Below are 16039 nucleotides of genomic sequence, written 5' to 3' on the forward strand. Positions count from 1 at the left end.
GGCCGATCAGCAGCGGCACCACGTGGTCGCGCAGGTAGGACACCACCGCCAGCTCGCGGCCGTTCAGCGTCGCGTCGCCGAGCCCGGTCAAGCCGTCGTCGGTGGTCAGCTTGAGGGTCACGAAGTTACGGTCCGGGCTCGTGACGACGACCTCGGCGGTCTGGATGGCGGTCATGCGGCGGGTTCCCCCTCGTCCGGCGGTGAGTGCCGGCGACTCATGCTATGGACCGCACGGCTCGGGACGCGCAAGGGGGTGCCGGCGCCGCGAACGGGCGCACCGGCGTGTCCCGCGGCGCAGTGACTGACAGAATGACGCTATGACCAACAGTCGCCGCCCGCGTGTGCTCTCCGGGATGCAGCCGACGAACGCATCGCTGCACCTGGGCAACTACCTCGGGGCGCTGCGGCAATGGGTGGCCCTGCAGGACGACCACGACGCCTTCTACTGCGTCGTCGACCTGCACGCCATCACCGCCGGACACGACCCCGCCCAGCTGCGCGAGCGCACCCGCGTCACGGCGGCCCAGTACCTCGCCGGCGGTGTCGACCCGGAGCGCAGCACCCTGTTCGTGCAGAGCCACGTGCCCGAACACGCCCAACTGGCCTGGGTGCTCAGCTGCATCACCGGTTTCGGCGAGGCCAGCCGGATGACTCAGTTCAAGGACAAGTCCGCGCGCGCCGGCGCTGACAGCACCACCGTCGGGCTGTTCACCTACCCGATCCTGCAGGCCGCCGACATCCTGCTCTACAACGCCGACCAAGTGCCGGTCGGCGAGGACCAGCGCCAGCACATCGAGCTCACCCGCGACCTCGGCGGCCGGTTCAACTCCCGGTTCGGCGACACGTTCGTGCTGCCCAAGCCGTACATCCCCGAGGCGACGGCGAAGATCTACGACCTCCAGGACCCCACCGCCAAGATGAGCAAGAGCGTCGCCGGGTCCGGCCTCATCGAGCTGCTCGACGCGCCCAAGACGATCGAGAAGCGCATCAAGAGCGCCGTCACCGACACCGGACGCGAGGTCGTGGCCGATGCGCAGAACAAGCCCGGTGTCACCAACCTCATCACTATCCTGTCTGCGTTCAGCGGTCGCTCGGTCGCCCAGATCGAGCAGGACTTCGCCGGGCGGGGGTACGGCGACCTGAAGAAGGAGGTGGCGGCGGCGGTGCTCGACATCGTCGTTCCGTTCCAGCAGCGGGTCCAGGAGCTTCTCGGCGACCCAGCCGAGCTGGACGCCGTCCTGGCCCGGGGCGCCCAGAAGGCCCGCGAGGTGGCCGCGCCGACGCTCGCCACGGTGTACGAGCGCGTCGGGTTCCTCGCCGCGCGGTGACCCGGTGACAGACGCACCTCGGCCCACCGGCCAGGCGATCGGCCTGGCCGTCCCGATTCCCGAGCCCTACGGCAGCGAGCTGCAGGACTGGCGCCGCTCGTTCGGCGACCCGCTGGCCGACGCCATCCCGGCGCACATCACGCTGCTGCCGCCGACGGTCCTCACCGACGCCGACCGCGACGGCGTGTACGAGCACCTCGACAAGGTGGCTGCGCGGTTCGCGCCGTTCCGGGTGCACCTGCGCGGCACGGCGACGTTCCTGCCGGTGTCGCCGGTGGTGTTCGTAGCGCTCGCGCAGGGCATCTCGGCGTGCGAGCGGCTGTCCGAGGCCATTCGCACCGGGCCGCTCGAGGTCGAGCTGTCCTTCCCGTACCACCCGCACGTCACCGTCGCCCATCACGTCTCCGAGGAGGCGATGGACAACGCCTTCGACACCCTGGCCGGCTACGACGCCGGTTTCGACGTCGCGGCGTTCAGCCTCTACGAGCACGGCGACGACGGCTACTGGCGGCGCGAGCGCGACTTCGTCCTGACGGGAGAGGCAGCGCGCGTGTGATCGGCCGGCTCCGCGCGCTCTGGGACCGGCTGCAGCTGACGCTGCCACTGCGCGCGTGGAAGCGCTACAGCGACCTGCGCGGCAACCGGCTGGCCGGCGCGTCCAGCTTCTACGGGTTCGTGTCGCTGTTCCCGCTGCTCGTCCTGTCGGCAGCGATCGTGAGCGCCATCGCCGGTCCGTCCGGCGTCGACACGGTGCAGGACATCGTGAACGAGAACCTGCCGGGCCTGGAGGTGGACGTGTCGACGTTCCACCGCAACGCGGGGACGGTTGGTGTGATCGGCGCCGTGGTCCTGCTCTTCACCGGCCTCGGCTGGGTCGACTCCGTCCGCGCCGCCGTCCGGTCCATGTGGGGCCTGGACGACCAGCCCGGCAACATCGCGGTCCGCAAGGGCCTCGACATCCTGTCGCTCGCCGGCCTCGGCGTGCTGATCCTGGTGTCGTCCGGCGCCAGCGTCGTGGTCATCTCGTTCGCCGGCGAGGTGCTCGACTGGCTCGGGTTCGGCAGCGGCGGCTGGATGCTCCGGGTGGTCAGCGGCCTGGTGTCGGTGGGCGCCAGCACGGCGCTGTTCGCGTATCTGCTGTCCGGGCTGCCGCGCATCGTGGTGCCGGTGCGGATCCTCGCGGTCGTGTCGCTGTTGAGCGCTGTCGTGTTCGAGGTCCTCAAGCAGTTCCTGGTGCAGTACGTCGCGGGCACGGCGACGCAGAACTCGTACGCGGCGTTCGCCACGCCGCTGGCCATGCTCGCGTGGATCTACCTGGTGACCCGGCTGCTCATGGTCGCCGCAGCGGTCACCGCCGAGAGCGCCATCGACGAGCTCGAGGCGGCCGAACGCGCCGAGGCGGCCGGGCCGCTGCAGTCGCAGACCCGTGGTGAAGAGCCGGCTGGTGCCGGGACCGCGGTGCTGTCCCCGGGCCAGATCCGCGCGACCGAGGTCGCCGCCGGCGCTGTGCTCGGCGCGGCGGGCCTCGGTCTGGCGCTGCTCGCGGCCCGCGCCGCGCGCACCGTCCGCTCCGCGTTCCGCCGCTCGTCGTACTGACCCACGGCGCCTGATCATTCCGGCCCCAGCGATGGGCGTGGGGCTAGGCGTCTCCACGGTTCGCCAGGCATGCATGCCTGGTAGAGCGGGAACACCCCTACTTGACGTGATCACTTCCGGCTCTTCTGCTCGTCCGTGGGTGGTGAGCGGCCGGGGGTCGGTCGGCACGGCCGGCCGCGCGCTCGGGCGACCGTGGCCGGCGGTATGGCGTTCGCCGTCCCCCTGCTGCCCCATTCTCTTGCCGCGACCGCGCGCCTCAAGCGGACTTTTGGGGCGCTTCGCGCGGCGATGACCGCTTGACCCGCACGCCCGCGGCCAAGAACGGGCAGCGATCAGGGGGACGGGGCGAGTCTGGGCACACCTCAGTGTGGGCAGCTGTGCTCTCGGTCCGCCGAGGGCGCTGGGCGTGGTTTGGTGTGGCGTTGGTGCTGGTGGACAGCGGTGATCATCAACGATCGTGGACATCACCAGGATTACCCGAGCCTCAACACGCCTGCAATCGTGTTGGTGCACCAGAAGACCTCATGATGGCCCCCGAAACGCCGGCAGATCTCACCACGTGGACACCGGCGAACGGTGCACCGGCGGGCTGTGCCCGCTCTTCCCCCGTCCCCCTGATAGCTGCCCGTTCTTCGGCCGCGTGCGCGCGGGTCAAGTCCACGGCCTCCAACCAGCCACGAAGCGCACCCAGCAGAGGCCGCGGACTTGAGGCGCGGGTGCGCGGCCAAGACAATCGGGCAGCAGGGGGACGGCCAACCTACGAGCCCAGGCGAACGTGTCACGCGTCCAGCGGGAGGCGACCGCCGGGAACACGGCCGCGTCACCGACGAAACCGCGCCGGCACGTCCCCAACACCCGCGACGCCCTGACCGTCGTCATCCACCCTGGCGGCTCACAGGGTGGGAAGGACCCACGGATCGGGTCGGAGAGCCTCATTTCCATGGGCAGCAGGGGGACGGCGGACGTCCGTCCGGCCCACGGACCGAGCAGACCGACTGGCCAGGCTCCGCCTCACCTGGACGAGTAGCGGCCGGACGACTTCGGGCGGCGCCGGCGCAGGGCGAAGCCGACCCCACCGGCGAGCGCCGCCGCGGCGAGGCTGAGCCAGACCACCGGGGGCACGTCGTCGGAGCTGCCGCCGGGGCTGCTCAGGGCGTCGCCGTAGTCGTCGAGTGGGTTGCGGCCGAGGATGTCGCCCTCGTCGGAAGCGTCGGTGACCATCGCCTCGACCTCGTCGGGCGCCACGAGGTGACCGACCGGCTGGGTCTCCGGCGCGGCGAACGCCCAGTCGAAGAGTGCGGCGGCGGCGTCCTCGGCGCGCCCCTCGGAGCCGAGGATCGTCGCGATGAGGGTCCGGCCGTCGCGCTCGACCGCGCCGACGAAGGTGTGGCCGGCGAGCGTGGTGAACCCGGTCTTGAGGCCGATGGTGCCTTCGTAGGAGCCGAGTAGCCGGTTCTGGTTCTGGATCTGGAACGTCGCGCCGTCGGTGCCAGGGAAGTCGTAGACCGCGGCGGCGGCCAGCCGGGCGATGGTCTCGTCGTCGAGGGCCTCCCGGCCGATCAGCGCGAGGTCGTAGGCCGACGACAGCTGGCCGGGGGAGTCCAGGCCGTGCGGCGTGACCGCCTTGGTGTCGAACGCGCCGAGCCGGCGGGCCTCGTCGTTCATCTTGTCGACGGTGGCGTCCTGGCCGCCGGCCGCTTCGGCGATGGCGTGCGCGGCGTCGTTGCCGGACGCGAGGATCAGGCCGTGCAACAGCTGGTCGACGGTGTAGGTCTGGGCGGCGACGATGCCGACGCGGCTGCCCTCGACCGACGCGTCCTCCTCGGTGGCGACGTAGGTCTCGTCGGGGTCCAGCGCGGCGCCGGTGGCCAGTGCCGTCAGCAGCTTGATCGTGCTGGCCGGCGGACGGCGCTCGTGCGGGCTGTACGCGGCCAGCACGTCGCCGGTCTCGGCGTCGGCGACCAGCCAGGCCTGTGCGTCGACGGCGGGCAGCGGCGGCGCCGACGGCGACACCAGCGGCACCCCGGTGGCGGCCAGGTCGTCGCCGCCGACGATCTCGTCGACGGGGGAGTCGGCCGGCGGCGCGAGGACGGTAGGCGACGGCGTGGCCGACCCGGTGCCGGCGGGCGTCTCGGCGTGGGCCGGCGGCAGCGTGGCGGATCCCAGCACGACGAACGCCGCCACCGGCACGATCCAGGCGCGGTGGCTGCGGCGGGAGCGCAGTGCGGAGCCCATGGTCCAGGTCAGAGTAGCCAACGCCGACCGCGAGGTCCCAAGCGGCGGTGAGTCCCACAAGGGGAAAGGTAATCAGCCAGTGTCCGGAGCTGGAGGTCAGCTCGGTGCGTCGTCGAACGGCAGGACGAGGGTCCGGAGCAGGTCGGCGAGCCGCCTCCGCTCCTCGGCGCCCAGCCCGGCGAGCAGCCGGCGCTCGTTCGCCAGCAGTCCCTCCAGCGCGGCGTCGACGGACTTCTTGCCGAATTCGGTGAGCCGGACGCGGACGGCGCGGCGGTCGTCCTCGTCGCGCCGCCGGCTGACCAGCCCGCGAGCGGTGAGCTTGTCGACCCGCGCCGTCATGGTGCCGCTGGTGACCAGCGTCTGACCGAGCAGGACGCCGGGCGACAGCTCGTACGGCTCGCCGGCTCGGCGCAGCGCCGCGAGGACGTCGAACTCCCACGGCTCCAGCCCGTGCTCGGCGAACGCGGCCCGTCGCGCGCGGTCGAGATGCCGCGCCAGCCGGCTGACGCGCGACAGCACCTCCATGGGGCTGACGTCGAGGTCGGGCCGCTCGTGCCGCCACGCCTCGGTCAGCCGGTCGACCTCGTCCTGCGCCATGTCACGACTCTACGGCGCCTTATGTCACTGCCCAAGCTTCTTGACGTCGAGAGAGCGGCCTGATTCATTTATCTTGACATCAAGATTACCTCCGAAGGGTGCACGCGATGTGGGATCCGGACCGCTACCTGACGTTCGCCGGCCAGCGCGCGCGGCCGTTCGCCGACCTGCTGGCCCAGGTGCCGGCCACCGACGTCGACGAGGTCGCCGACCTCGGCTGCGGGCCGGGCACGCTCACCGTCGGCCTGGCGCAGCACTGGCCCGGCGCGCACGTCGTCGGGGTCGACTCGTCGGCGGAGATGATCGCTGCGACGCCCACCTCCCCGCCTGACGGCGTCGAGTTCGTCCACGCCGACCTGCGCGACTGGACGCCGGAGCGCCCCGTCGACGTGCTGCTCAGCAACGCGACGCTGCAGTGGGTGCCCGGCCACCTCGACCTGCTGCCCCGGCTGGCCGGATTCGTCGCCGACGGCGGCTGGCTGGCGTTCCAGCTGCCGGGCAACTTCGCCGAGCCGGCGCACGCGCAGCTGCGCGACCTCGCCGCTGACGAACGCTGGCCGGCGCTGCACGACCTCACCTGGCCGTCGTCGCACGACCCCGCGACCTACCTCGACGCGCTGCTCGATCTCGGCTTGGCGGCCGACGTCTGGGAGACGACGTACGTGCAGTTGCTCCAGGGCGACGACGCGGTGCTGGAGTGGATGAGCGGGACGGCGCTGCGCCCGGTCTTCGCCGCCCTGGACGACGCCGCGCGGGCCGCGTTCGTCGCCGAGTACCGCGACCGGCTGCGGGCCGCCTACCCGCCCGGACGGTACGGGACCGTGCTGCCCTACCGGCGCATCTTCGCCGCCGGCCACAAGATCGCGCGGTGACCGCACCCGCCGCCAGAGTGCCCTGGGGGTGGGGCTGGCCCCAGGGCAAGACGGGTGGTGCCGGGATGTCCCCGGAGTGCCGCCGCTTCGAGGATCGAAGCATGACCACTCGGACAGACGTTCCCGCTGCTCCGCGGCCCGGCAGCGACTACGCGAGGCTCTCCCGGAAGATCGCCGACGCCGGGCTGCTGGACCGCCGGCCCGGCTACTACGCCGTCCGGATCGGGCTGGTGGTGGCGGCCTACGCGTCGGCCTGGAGCATGTTCGCCGCCGTCGGCGACTCGTGGTGGACGCTGGCGCTGGCGGGCGTGCTGGCCGTCGTCTTCGCCCAGGTGGCGCTGGTGGCGCACGACCTCGCGCACCGGCAGGTGTTCAGCCGCCGGCGGCCCAGCGAGATCGCCGGTCGCATCGCCGGCAACCTCGGCATCGGCATGAGCTACGGGTGGTGGCAGGAAAAGCACACGAGGCACCACTCGAATCCCAACCACGAAGAGCTCGACCCCGACGTGGCGCCGGACATCCTCGTCTGGTCGAAGCGGCAGGCGGGCAAGGCGTCCGGGCTGACCCGCGTGATCGCGGCTCGGCAGGCGTTCCTGTTCTTCCCATTGCTCACGCTCGAGGGCTTCAACCTGCACGTCGCCGGCGTGCGGGCCACGCTGGACCCGCGGATGAAGCGCCGCCGGCTCGAGCTCGGACTGCTGCTCGCCCACTTCGCCGGCTACCTGGCGCTGGTGTTCTCTGTGCTGCCGCCCGGCAAGGCGATCGCGTTCATCGTGCTGCACCAGGCGCTGTTCGGCATCTACCTCGGCTGCACGTTCGCGCCCAACCACAAGGGCATGCCCACGCTGACCGAGGAGGACGAGCTGGACTATCTGCGCAAGCAGGTGCTCACGTCGCGCAACGTCAGCGGCGGTCCCGTCATGGACGTCGCCCTCGGCGGCCTCAACCACCAGATCGAGCACCATCTGTTCCCGAACATGCCGACGCCGAACCTGCGGAAGGCGAAGCCGATCGTCCAGCAGTACTGTGCGGAGCTGGGCGTGCCGTACGCGGAGACCACGCTGGTCGAGTCGTACCGCATCGCGCTGCGGCACATGCACGACGTCGGCGCGCCGCTGCGCACCGGCGCTCGATGACGTCCAGCGTCCGACCCAGCATCAGCAGCGAGGCCAGGACGCCGATCCCGCCGAGCATGATGAGCTGGAGATCGGACTCGTGCAGGCCGTAGGCGCCCCAGCACAGCAGCTCGGCAAGGATCAGCAGCCAGGTGGCACGGGAGATCCCCGTCGCCCGGTCGGTGCGGTAGGCCGTCCACACCGACGGTGCGACCTGGATGGCGAAGGAGACGGTCAGTGCGCCGGCGGCGGCGAGCAGGACGGTCCAGCCCGCAGCCGTGGCCGCCGCGGCGGGGTCGATCCCGTCGCGGCGGGCGATCAGCATGGCGAGCGCGCCGGCGAAGATCGCGGCGGAGGCGGCAGGAACCAGGGCGGTCCAGTACGCGCCGAGCGGGAAGTGGGCGAGCCATCCAGCGTTGTTCACGCTCGTGAGCGCCGCCCACGACCATGACACGCCCGCGGTGTCGCCGGTCCGGCGCAGCGTGGCGAGCTGGGGCTGGTGGCCGTCACGATGGACCGCGAGGACGCGGCCACCATCGCCGACTGCGAGGCCGCGATTGCGGCGATCCCACAAGTGCGGCACGCGGAGCGCCTCTTCGGCGACCCTGACTATCTCCTGTGGGACGTCGCGCCGGACCTGACGTCGTACGCGCAGTTGCGCGACGAGAAGCTCGCCACCCTGCCCGGGGTCGCACGCCTCACCTCGACCATCGTGATGAAGCGGATCGTCGACAACCGCCCGCTGCCGGTCGGCGAGCCGCTGCGAAGCCACGCACAGTGACGCTCACCGGGCGAAACGGCATCGCACCGGCACGAGTTCCGCCAAATCGCCACGGAGAGTGATCGCGAGACGGTACGTTCTCCCCTCGTGGGGGGACACAAACGAGCGCCCAGTGGCACCGCCCTGGCGCTGCGCCACGTCCGTCGATACACCCTGCGGTTCGTGGCGCTCGCCGCGCTCACCGTCCCGGTCGTCGCCGTCGTGGCCGACCAGGGCGAACCGGCGGCCGCCGGGCGCGACGGGGCGCCGGATCCATCGGACGGGCGGTATCCGGAGCTCCGCGACTCGGGCGAGTCCACGGGCACACCCACGTCACCGGCACCACGTCCCGCGTCGGCCGTCCCATCACCCCAGCCGACGGCGGGCAGGCCGGATGTGGACGGCCCGCCGCCGGAGTCCTCGTCCGTCCCGCCGGCCGGCGCCGGTACCGGCGCGCCGCGGCCGAACGGCGTCGCGGAGGACGGACCGGCGGGCGCGCCGCCGGACGCACCGTCCGAGCGCCCAGACGGCGAGAGCCACGAGCCGCAGCCGTCGGCGCCAACGGACGGCGAGACCCACGAGCCGCAGCCGTCGCCGTCGTCGACCGCGGCGCCGACCGACCGGCCGTCGCCGACCCACGAGCCGTCACCGACGCCGGAACCCCCGGAGCCGTCGCAGCCGCCCAAGCCGACGCCGACGGCCGAGCCGTCGGAGACGCCGAAGCCGTCGGCGCCGCCGGAGGATCCGGACGAGGGCGACGGCGGTTCGCTGGTCTGCCTCGAGGTGCTCGGGATCCAGATCTGCTTGTAACGCGGCCGTCAGCCGCCGGTGAGCCGCGGCTTGTGCTCCAGTCCGGACAGCCCGTTCCAGGCGAGGTTGACCAGGTGCGCCGCGACGTCGGCCTTCTTCGGCGAGCGCACCTCCAGCCACCACTGGCCGGTCAGCGCGACCATGCCGACGAGCATCTGCGCGTACATGGGCGCGTGCTTCGTGGCGAACCCGCGGGCCTTGAACTGCGCGGCCAGGATGTGCTCGACCTGGCTGGCGGCGTCGGAGATGAGGCTGGCGAACCCGCCGGTCGAGTGCGCGACCGGCGAGTCGCGGACCAGGATGCGGAAGCCGTCGGTGGACGTCTCGATGTAGTCGAGCAGCGCCAGGGCGGCCCGCTCGAGGATCACCCGCGGGTGCGCGGCCGACGCGAGCGCCGTCGTGATGCGGTCGAGCAGCTGCTCCATCTCGCGGTCGACGACGACGGCGTACAGGCCCTCCTTGCCGCCGAAGTGCTCGTAGACCACCGGCTTCGAGACGCCGGCGCGGGCCGAGATCTCCTCGATGGACGTGCCGTCGTAGCCGCGCTCCGCGAAGAGGGCGCGGCCCACGTCGAGCAGTTGCTCGCGGCGCTGCTTGCCGGTCATCCGGACCCTGCTGGGGGTGGCGCGGGGCCTGGTCACGACGTCGTCGGTCACATGCCCCATCATGCTCCTGTGGTGCGGCAGAGTCTCACGGCGCGATCAGCGTCGATTCGCCGCCGTAGTCGTCGACGCGCTTGGACTGGATGCGTTCGGGGCTCGGCCAGCGCACGTCCCAGACCCAGCCGGCCTTCTCCAGCGCCCAGATGATGCGCGCACTGGAGTCGATCTGGCCCTTGAGCACACCGTGCCGGGCGCAGGTCGGGTCGGCGTGGTGCAGGTTGTGCCAGGACTCGCCCATCGACAGGAACGCCAGCCACCACACGTTGCCGGACTTGTCGCGGCTCTCGAACGGCCGCTCGCCGATGGCGTGGCAGATCGAGTTGATCGACCAGGTGACGTGGTGCAGCAGGCCGACCCGGACCAGCGTGGCCCAGAAGAACGCCGTCAGCGCGCCGTGCCACGACCACGTCGCCAGCCCGGCGATGATCGGCGGCAGCAGCAGCGACAGCGCGACCCAGAAAGGGAAGAGCTTGCTGATGCGCCGGATGTCGTCGTCCTTGATCAGGTCGGGCGCGAACTTGCGCTGGTCGGTCTGCTCGACGTCGAACAGCCAGCCCATGTGCGCGAACCACATGCCCTTGATCAGCGCCGGGATGGTCTCGCCGTAGCGCCACGGGGAGTGCGGGTCGCCCTCCTTGTCGGCGAACTTGTGGTGCCGGCGGTGGTCGGCCACCCAGCGGATGACCGGGCCCTCGACGGCCATGCTGCCGGCGATGGCCAGCGTGTTCTTCACCGCGCGGTTCGCCTTGAACGACTTGTGGGTGAAGTGCCGGTGGAAGCCGACCGTGACTCCGTGCCCGGTGAACGCGTAGAAGACCACGGCGAGCACGACGTCGAGCCAGCTCAGGTAGCCGCCCATCCACGCGACCGGGATCGCGGCCACGAGTGCGACGAACGGGACGGCGATGAACACGCCGATCGTGATGCGTTCGCCGAGCGTCTGAGTATCGCCTGACAGCGTGCCGCGAGGGAGGTCGCTCTGCGCCGGCGGCGACTGCGGACTGCGTGTCGTGTCCGTGGAAGCCATGGAGTCTCCGTCTGTAAGGGGAACCTTCCTTACGGCACCGTAACCTACGATGCCGTAGGTCGTATAGTCCGGATGTTCCGATGTGTACCCGCTCCGTCGCTGGTGATGCGTCCGGGGTGGGGGCGAGGATGGCCGGCATGGCGGAGCTGAAGACCTCCCGCAACGATGACAGCGTCGAGGCGTTCCTCGCCGCCGTCCCTGACGCCGGCCGCCGTGCCGACGCTGTCGCCGTCTGCGACCTGATGCGGTCGGTGAGCGGGGCCGAGCCCACGATGTGGGGCGTGGGCATCGTCGGCTTCGGCGCGCGGCGGCTGCGCTACGACAGCGGCCGGGAACTGGACTGGTTCGACATCGGTTTCTCGCCTCGCAAGCAGGCGCTGACGCTGTACCTGCCCGGCGAGCTCGACGCGTACGCCGACCTGTTCGACCGGCTCGGCCCGCACCGGGTCGGCAAGGGCTGCCTCTACGTGAAGCGGCTGGCCGACGTCGATGCCGCCGTGCTCGCGTCGGTGTTGCGGCGGGCCTTGGAGCAGGCCCGGCTGGAGTGATCTCGGGTTGCCTACGAACTGCCCATGAGCTGCCCAGATACGAGTTGAGGCGCGTCCCGGGGCCGTGACAGGGTCGTGGTCATGGTCGAACGCCTGATCGATGACGCCGAGCTGGCTGCGCGCGTGCATGCGATGCGCGCAGCCGGGAAGACGTACGACGAGATCAGATGGGAACTGCACATCGGGGCCAGCACCATCAGCCGCATCCTCGGGGTCGCTGGGAGGAGGCCGGCCCGGCCGCGGGTCAGCGACGGAGTGCGCGAGAAGGCGCGGGCGCTGCGCAGCGACGGCTGGTCGGTGCCAGAGATCGCCCGTGAGCTGGGGTTGGCGAAGAGCACTGCCTACGTGATCACCAAGGACGTGCCGTGGACGCTCAGCGAGGATCGCGCGGAGCGTCGGGCTGCGGCCGCACGCGCCGGCTGGCGCAGGGAGAAGGCGCGGCGCCAGGCGGAGCGAGAGCGGGTGACCGGCGAGATCGGGGAGTCGTTCGGCGAGCTGACTGACCGGGAGCTGCTGATCGCCGGAGTCGTGGCCTACTGGGCAGAGGGGGCGAAGGCAAAGCCTTGGAATCCCAGGGAGGAGCTGCGGTTTATCAACAGCGACCCGGACATGATCCGCCTCTACCTCTCCTGGCTGGACCTGCTCGGAATCGATCGCACCCGTCTCAAGTACCGCATCAACATCCACGAGTCCGCCGACGTGCCTGCGGCTGAGGCCTATTGGGCGGACGTCGCCGAAGTTCCAGTCGAGCAGTTCTATCAGGCAACTCTCAAGAAGCACAACCCAAAGACCGTCAGGAAGAACACCGGCCAGGACTACCGGGGATGCCTCGTTATCACGGTCGCCAAGAGCTCCCCGGAGTACCGGATCATGGACGGCATGTGGTCTGCTGTCGCCAGGGCCGTGCGATCGAGGCGATAATCGTCGAAGCGCGCGGGCGTCGATGCGACACTCGAGCGCCAACGATCCCGGGTTGTGTAAGGGCAGCACAGCTGGTTTTGGTCCAGTTAGTAGGGGTTCGAATCCTCTCCCGGGAGCTAGGTTTCAATCCACGGCCGGTCTGTAGCGGAGTTCTCGCTGTAGCGGAGTTCTCGTGAGTCTGGTCGGCCAGGTAGTGTCGGTACCGAGCCCGCCACCGAAGCCGAGGAGCACGAACGCGTGACTACGCGCCCGGCCGCCGTCGTCGTTCTCGCCGCTGGCGAGGGCACCCGGATGAAGTCGTCCACCCCGAAGGTCCTGCACGAGGTCGCCGGCCGCAGCCTCGTCGGGCATGCCGTCGCCGCCGCGCAGGAGCTGAAGCCCGACCACCTGACCGTGGTCGTCGGGCACGGCCGCGACCTCGTCGCCGCGCACCTCGGTGAGGTCGCGCCCGGGGTCACCACCGCGGTGCAGGAGCAGCAGCTGGGCACCGGCCACGCCGTCGGGGTGGCGCTGGAGTTGCTGCCCGAGCTCGACGGCGTCGTCGTGGTGACGTACGGCGATGTGCCGCTGCTCACCGGCGACACGCTGCACGAGCTGGTCGAGCGGCACGTCGCCGACGGCAACGCCGTCACCGTGCTCACCGCGCACGTCGCCGACCCCACCGGGTACGGCCGCATCCTCCGCGAGTCCGACGGCGGGGTGCGGGCCATCGTCGAGCACAAGGACGCCGACGCGGCGACGCGCGCGATCACCGAGATCAACTCCGGCATCTACGCCTTCGACGCCGCCGTGCTGCGCGCCGGGCTGGCCCGCATCACCACCCAGAACGCGCAGGGCGAGCTGTACCTCACCGACGTACTCGGGTTGGCGCGGCAGGACGGCCGCCGGGTCGGCGCCGTCGTCACCGACGACCCGTGGCAGACCGAGGGCGTCAACGACCGCGTCCAGCTGGCCGCCATGAACCGCGAGTTCAACCGGCGCGTCACCGAGCGGTGGATGCGCGCCGGCGTCACCGTGATCGACCCCGCGACCACCTTCATCGACGTCACCGTGACGCTCGAGCGCGACGTCGTCCTGCGGCCGGGCGTGCAGCTGCGCGGCCGCACCGAGGTCGCCGCCGGCGCCGAGGTCGGTCCCGACACCACGCTCATCGACACCGTCGTCGGCCCGGGCGCCACCGTCGTGCGGGTGCACTCCGACGGCGCGCAGATCGGCGCGAACGCCACCGTCGGACCGTACACCTACCTGCGGCCGGGCGCCGTGCTCGAAGAGAAGGCGAAGGCCGGCGCGTACGTCGAGATCAAGAAGTCGACGGTCGGGCCGGGCGCGAAGGTGCCGCACCTGACCTACGTCGGCGACGCCACCATCGGCGAGGGCGCCAACATCGGCGCCGGCACCATCTTCGCCAACTACGACGGCGTCGCGAAGCACCCGACCACGGTCGGCAAGCACGTCTTCGTCGGCAGCGACTCGGTGCTGGTGGCGCCGGTCGACCTGGCTGACGGCAGCTACGTTGCGGCCGGCTCCACCGTCGTGTCGGACACCGCGCCGGGCGAGCTGGCCGTCGCACGCGGCCGGCAGCGCAACATCGCGGGCTGGGTGGCGCGCAAGCGTCCCGGCAGCAAGACCGCCGCCGCGGCCGAGGCCGCCGCGGACACCACGGGGGAGAACGAGGGGGACGAGCCGTGACGGGGATCCGCGCCACCGGCACCAAGACGCTCATGCTGTTCGGGGGCCGAGCGCATCCGGAGCTGAACGAGGAGGTCGCCGACCACCTGGGTGTCAGCCTGGTGCCGAGCAAGACCTTCAACTTCGCCAACGGCGAGATCTACGTGCGGTTCGAAGAGAGCGTGCGCGGCAGCGACGCGTTCGTCATCCAGAGCCACACCGCTCCGATCAACGAGTGGATCATGGAGCAGCTGATCATGGTCGACGCGCTCAAGCGGGCGTCGGCCAAGCAGATCACCGTCGTCATGCCGTTCTACGGATACGCCCGGCAGGACAAGAAGCACCGCGGTCGTGAGCCGATCTCCGCGCGCCTGGTCGCCGACATGTTCAAGACCGCGGGCGCCGACCGCCTCATGGCCGTCGACCTGCACACCGCGCAGATCCAGGGGTTCTTCGACGGCCCGGTCGACCACCTGTGGGCACTGCCGATCCTGGCCGGCCACGTCCAGGACAACTACGCGCCCGAGAACATGACGGTCGTGTCGCCCGACGCCGGCCGCGTGCGGGTCGCTGACGTGTGGGCCGACCGCCTGGGCACGCCGCTGGCCATCATCCACAAGCGGCGCAACCCCGACGTCGCCAACGAGGTGAAGGTCCACGAGGTCGTCGGTGACGTCGAGGGCCGCACCTGCCTGCTGGTCGACGACATGATCGACACCGCCGGCACCATCACCCAGGCCGCCGAGGCGCTGATGGAGGCCGGCGCCGAGAGCGTGCTGGTCGCCGCAACGCACGCCGTCCTGTCGGGCCCGGCCGTCGACCGACTGAAGAACTCGGCCGGTATCAAGGAAGTCATCGTCACCAACACGCTGCCGATCCCGCAGGAGCGCCGGTTCGACAAGCTGACGGTGCTGTCCATCGCGCCGCTGATCGCCCGGGCGATTCACGAGGTGTTCGAAGAGGGTTCGGTCACCAGCCTCTTCAACGGCAACGCGTAGTCATCGGGGACTGACGTCAGACCTTGCGGTCGGCTGCCAACTTCCTGTCTGGGGAGGTCCGGGGCCGGTTTCACATCGGGGCAGCTCCAGGGCTAGACTTCGAGGGTTGCCTCGGCGAGGGTGCAGTCTTCTGCTGCCACCGTGATCGACGCGGTGCGCAGTCGGTGCGCGCCCTTGCCCGAGCCCGACGTGCCGCTGACCGCCCACCGTGCTTTCCGAGGAGTTCTCACCGTGTCCGACGTCAAGATCGCCGCCGAGCTGCGTACCGAGTTCGGCAAGGGCGCCGCGCGCCGCCTCCGCCGCGCCGCCAAGGTTCCCGCGGTCCTCTACGGGCACGGAACCGACCCCGTCCACCTCGCGCTGCCGGGCCACGACACCATGCTCGCGCTGAAGACCCCGAACGTGCTCATCACGCTCGACATCGAGGGCCGGGGCAGCGAGCTGGCGCTGCCGAAGCACGTCCAGCGCGACCCGCTCAAGGGCTTCATCGAGCACGTCGACCTGCTGCTGGTCAAGCGTGGCGAGAAGGTCACCGTCGAGGTGGCGGTGCACGTCACGGGCGAGGCGGCGCCGGGCACGCTGGTCAACGTCGAGCACCCGACCGTCTCCATCGAGGCCGAGGCGACCCACCTGCCCGAGGGCATCGAGGTCTCCGTCGAGGGCCTCCCGGAGGGCACCCAGATCCTGGCCAAGGACCTCGTGCTGGCGGGCGGCTCCTCGCTGGCCGGCGACCCCGAGCAGCTGGTCGTCAACGTCACCGCCGCCCCGACCGCCGAGCAGCTCGAGGGCGAGGTCGAGGAGGCCGCGGCCGAGGAGGCCGAGGCCGGCGAGGCCGGCGCTGCCGAGGAGGCTCCGGCCGAGGCGCCTGCCGACGAGTCCTGAGTTCACTTCCGCCGGGCCGG

The 16039-nt window shown here is 71.1% G+C and carries 16 protein-coding genes, 1 tRNA gene and 1 pseudogene; 13 read left to right on the top strand and 5 right to left on the bottom strand.

What is annotated here, in order from left to right:
* Nucleotides 1-175 (bottom strand): annotated as a pseudogene (locus tag E1262_RS32000) (bifunctional D-altronate/D-mannonate dehydratase); the annotation flags it as partial.
* Between the two features lie 142 nt (nt 176-317).
* Here E1262_RS32000 and trpS point away from each other — a divergent pair.
* Genes trpS through E1262_RS07185 form a run of 3 tightly spaced genes read left to right on the top strand, consistent with a single transcriptional unit; the run spans nt 318 to nt 2924 of the window.
* On the top strand, nt 318-1328 hold the full coding sequence (gene trpS / locus E1262_RS07175; protein WP_132102461.1) for a tryptophan--tRNA ligase: 1011 nt from the start codon (nt 318-320) through the stop codon (nt 1326-1328).
* A gap of 4 nt (nt 1329-1332) precedes the next feature.
* Nucleotides 1333-1884, top strand: coding sequence for a 2'-5' RNA ligase family protein (locus E1262_RS07180; protein WP_203453647.1), 552 nt, complete (start codon nt 1333-1335; stop codon nt 1882-1884).
* Nucleotides 1881-2924: a YihY/virulence factor BrkB family protein gene (locus E1262_RS07185; protein WP_162605807.1), complete on the top strand. Its 1044-nt coding sequence runs from the start codon at nt 1881-1883 to the stop codon at nt 2922-2924. The genes E1262_RS07180 and E1262_RS07185 overlap by 4 nt, the downstream gene beginning before the upstream one ends.
* Before the next feature lie 1011 nt (nt 2925-3935).
* On the opposite strand, the gene E1262_RS07190 is transcribed toward E1262_RS07185, so the two are convergent.
* Nucleotides 3936-5159, bottom strand: coding sequence for a D-alanyl-D-alanine carboxypeptidase family protein (locus tag E1262_RS07190; protein WP_132102463.1), 1224 nt, complete (start codon nt 5157-5159; stop codon nt 3936-3938).
* Nucleotides 5160-5255: 96 nt separating this feature from the next.
* Nucleotides 5256-5756 carry a MarR family winged helix-turn-helix transcriptional regulator gene (locus tag E1262_RS07195; RefSeq protein ID WP_132102464.1) on the bottom strand — a complete coding sequence of 167 codons (501 nt, stop codon included), beginning with the start codon at nt 5754-5756 and terminating at the stop codon, nt 5256-5258.
* A 107-nt stretch (nt 5757-5863) separates the two neighbouring features.
* On the opposite strand from E1262_RS07195, the gene E1262_RS07200 reads away from it, so the two are divergent.
* From E1262_RS07200 to E1262_RS07215, 4 genes are all read left to right on the top strand, one after another.
* Entirely contained in the window at nt 5864-6628 is a 765-nt protein-coding gene (locus tag E1262_RS07200) for a methyltransferase domain-containing protein (protein ID WP_132102465.1), read from the top strand.
* 101 nt (nt 6629-6729) lie between these two features.
* Complete coding sequence (locus tag E1262_RS07205; protein WP_132102466.1) at nt 6730-7764, top strand: fatty acid desaturase family protein; 1035 nt, start codon at nt 6730-6732, stop codon at nt 7762-7764.
* 490 nt (nt 7765-8254) lie between these two features.
* Complete coding sequence (locus E1262_RS07210) at nt 8255-8524, top strand: Lrp/AsnC ligand binding domain-containing protein (RefSeq protein ID WP_132102467.1); 270 nt, start codon at nt 8255-8257, stop codon at nt 8522-8524.
* Between the two features lie 87 nt (nt 8525-8611).
* A complete protein-coding gene (locus E1262_RS07215; RefSeq protein ID WP_132102468.1) occupies nt 8612-9313 on the top strand; it encodes a hypothetical protein in 702 nt (233 codons plus the stop codon).
* An 8-nt stretch (nt 9314-9321) separates the two neighbouring features.
* Here the strand turns inward: E1262_RS07215 and E1262_RS07220 are convergent, their stop codons facing one another.
* Both E1262_RS07220 and E1262_RS07225 read right to left on the bottom strand, forming a co-directional pair.
* A complete protein-coding gene (locus E1262_RS07220) occupies nt 9322-9918 on the bottom strand; it encodes a TetR/AcrR family transcriptional regulator (protein WP_420810512.1) in 597 nt (198 codons plus the stop codon).
* A gap of 85 nt (nt 9919-10003) precedes the next feature.
* On the bottom strand, nt 10004-11002 hold the full coding sequence (locus E1262_RS07225) for an acyl-CoA desaturase (protein WP_132102470.1): 999 nt from the start codon (nt 11000-11002) through the stop codon (nt 10004-10006).
* A gap of 137 nt (nt 11003-11139) precedes the next feature.
* Between E1262_RS07225 and E1262_RS07230 the strand changes: the two genes are divergently transcribed.
* From E1262_RS07230 to E1262_RS07255, 6 genes are all read left to right on the top strand, one after another.
* On the top strand, nt 11140-11550 hold the full coding sequence (locus E1262_RS07230; RefSeq protein ID WP_203453648.1) for a DUF1801 domain-containing protein: 411 nt from the start codon (nt 11140-11142) through the stop codon (nt 11548-11550).
* An 81-nt stretch (nt 11551-11631) separates the two neighbouring features.
* Nucleotides 11632-12471, top strand: a complete 840-nt coding sequence (locus tag E1262_RS07235) for a helix-turn-helix domain-containing protein (RefSeq protein ID WP_132102472.1) — start codon at nt 11632-11634, stop codon at nt 12469-12471.
* A 45-nt stretch (nt 12472-12516) separates the two neighbouring features.
* Nucleotides 12517-12587, top strand: a tRNA-Gln gene (locus E1262_RS07240).
* Between the two features lie 121 nt (nt 12588-12708).
* A complete protein-coding gene (gene glmU, locus E1262_RS07245; protein WP_132102473.1) occupies nt 12709-14160 on the top strand; it encodes a bifunctional UDP-N-acetylglucosamine diphosphorylase/glucosamine-1-phosphate N-acetyltransferase GlmU in 1452 nt (483 codons plus the stop codon).
* Nucleotides 14157-15137: a ribose-phosphate diphosphokinase gene (locus E1262_RS07250; RefSeq protein ID WP_132102474.1), complete on the top strand. Its 981-nt coding sequence runs from the start codon at nt 14157-14159 to the stop codon at nt 15135-15137. Before glmU ends, E1262_RS07250 begins: the two co-directional genes overlap by 4 nt.
* Before the next feature lie 231 nt (nt 15138-15368).
* A complete protein-coding gene (locus E1262_RS07255; protein WP_132102475.1) occupies nt 15369-16019 on the top strand; it encodes a 50S ribosomal protein L25/general stress protein Ctc in 651 nt (216 codons plus the stop codon).
* Nucleotides 16020-16039 lie beyond the last annotated feature (20 nt).

The organism is Jiangella aurantiaca (assembly GCF_004349105.1).
Classification (GTDB): domain Bacteria; phylum Actinomycetota; class Actinomycetes; order Jiangellales; family Jiangellaceae; genus Jiangella; species Jiangella aurantiaca.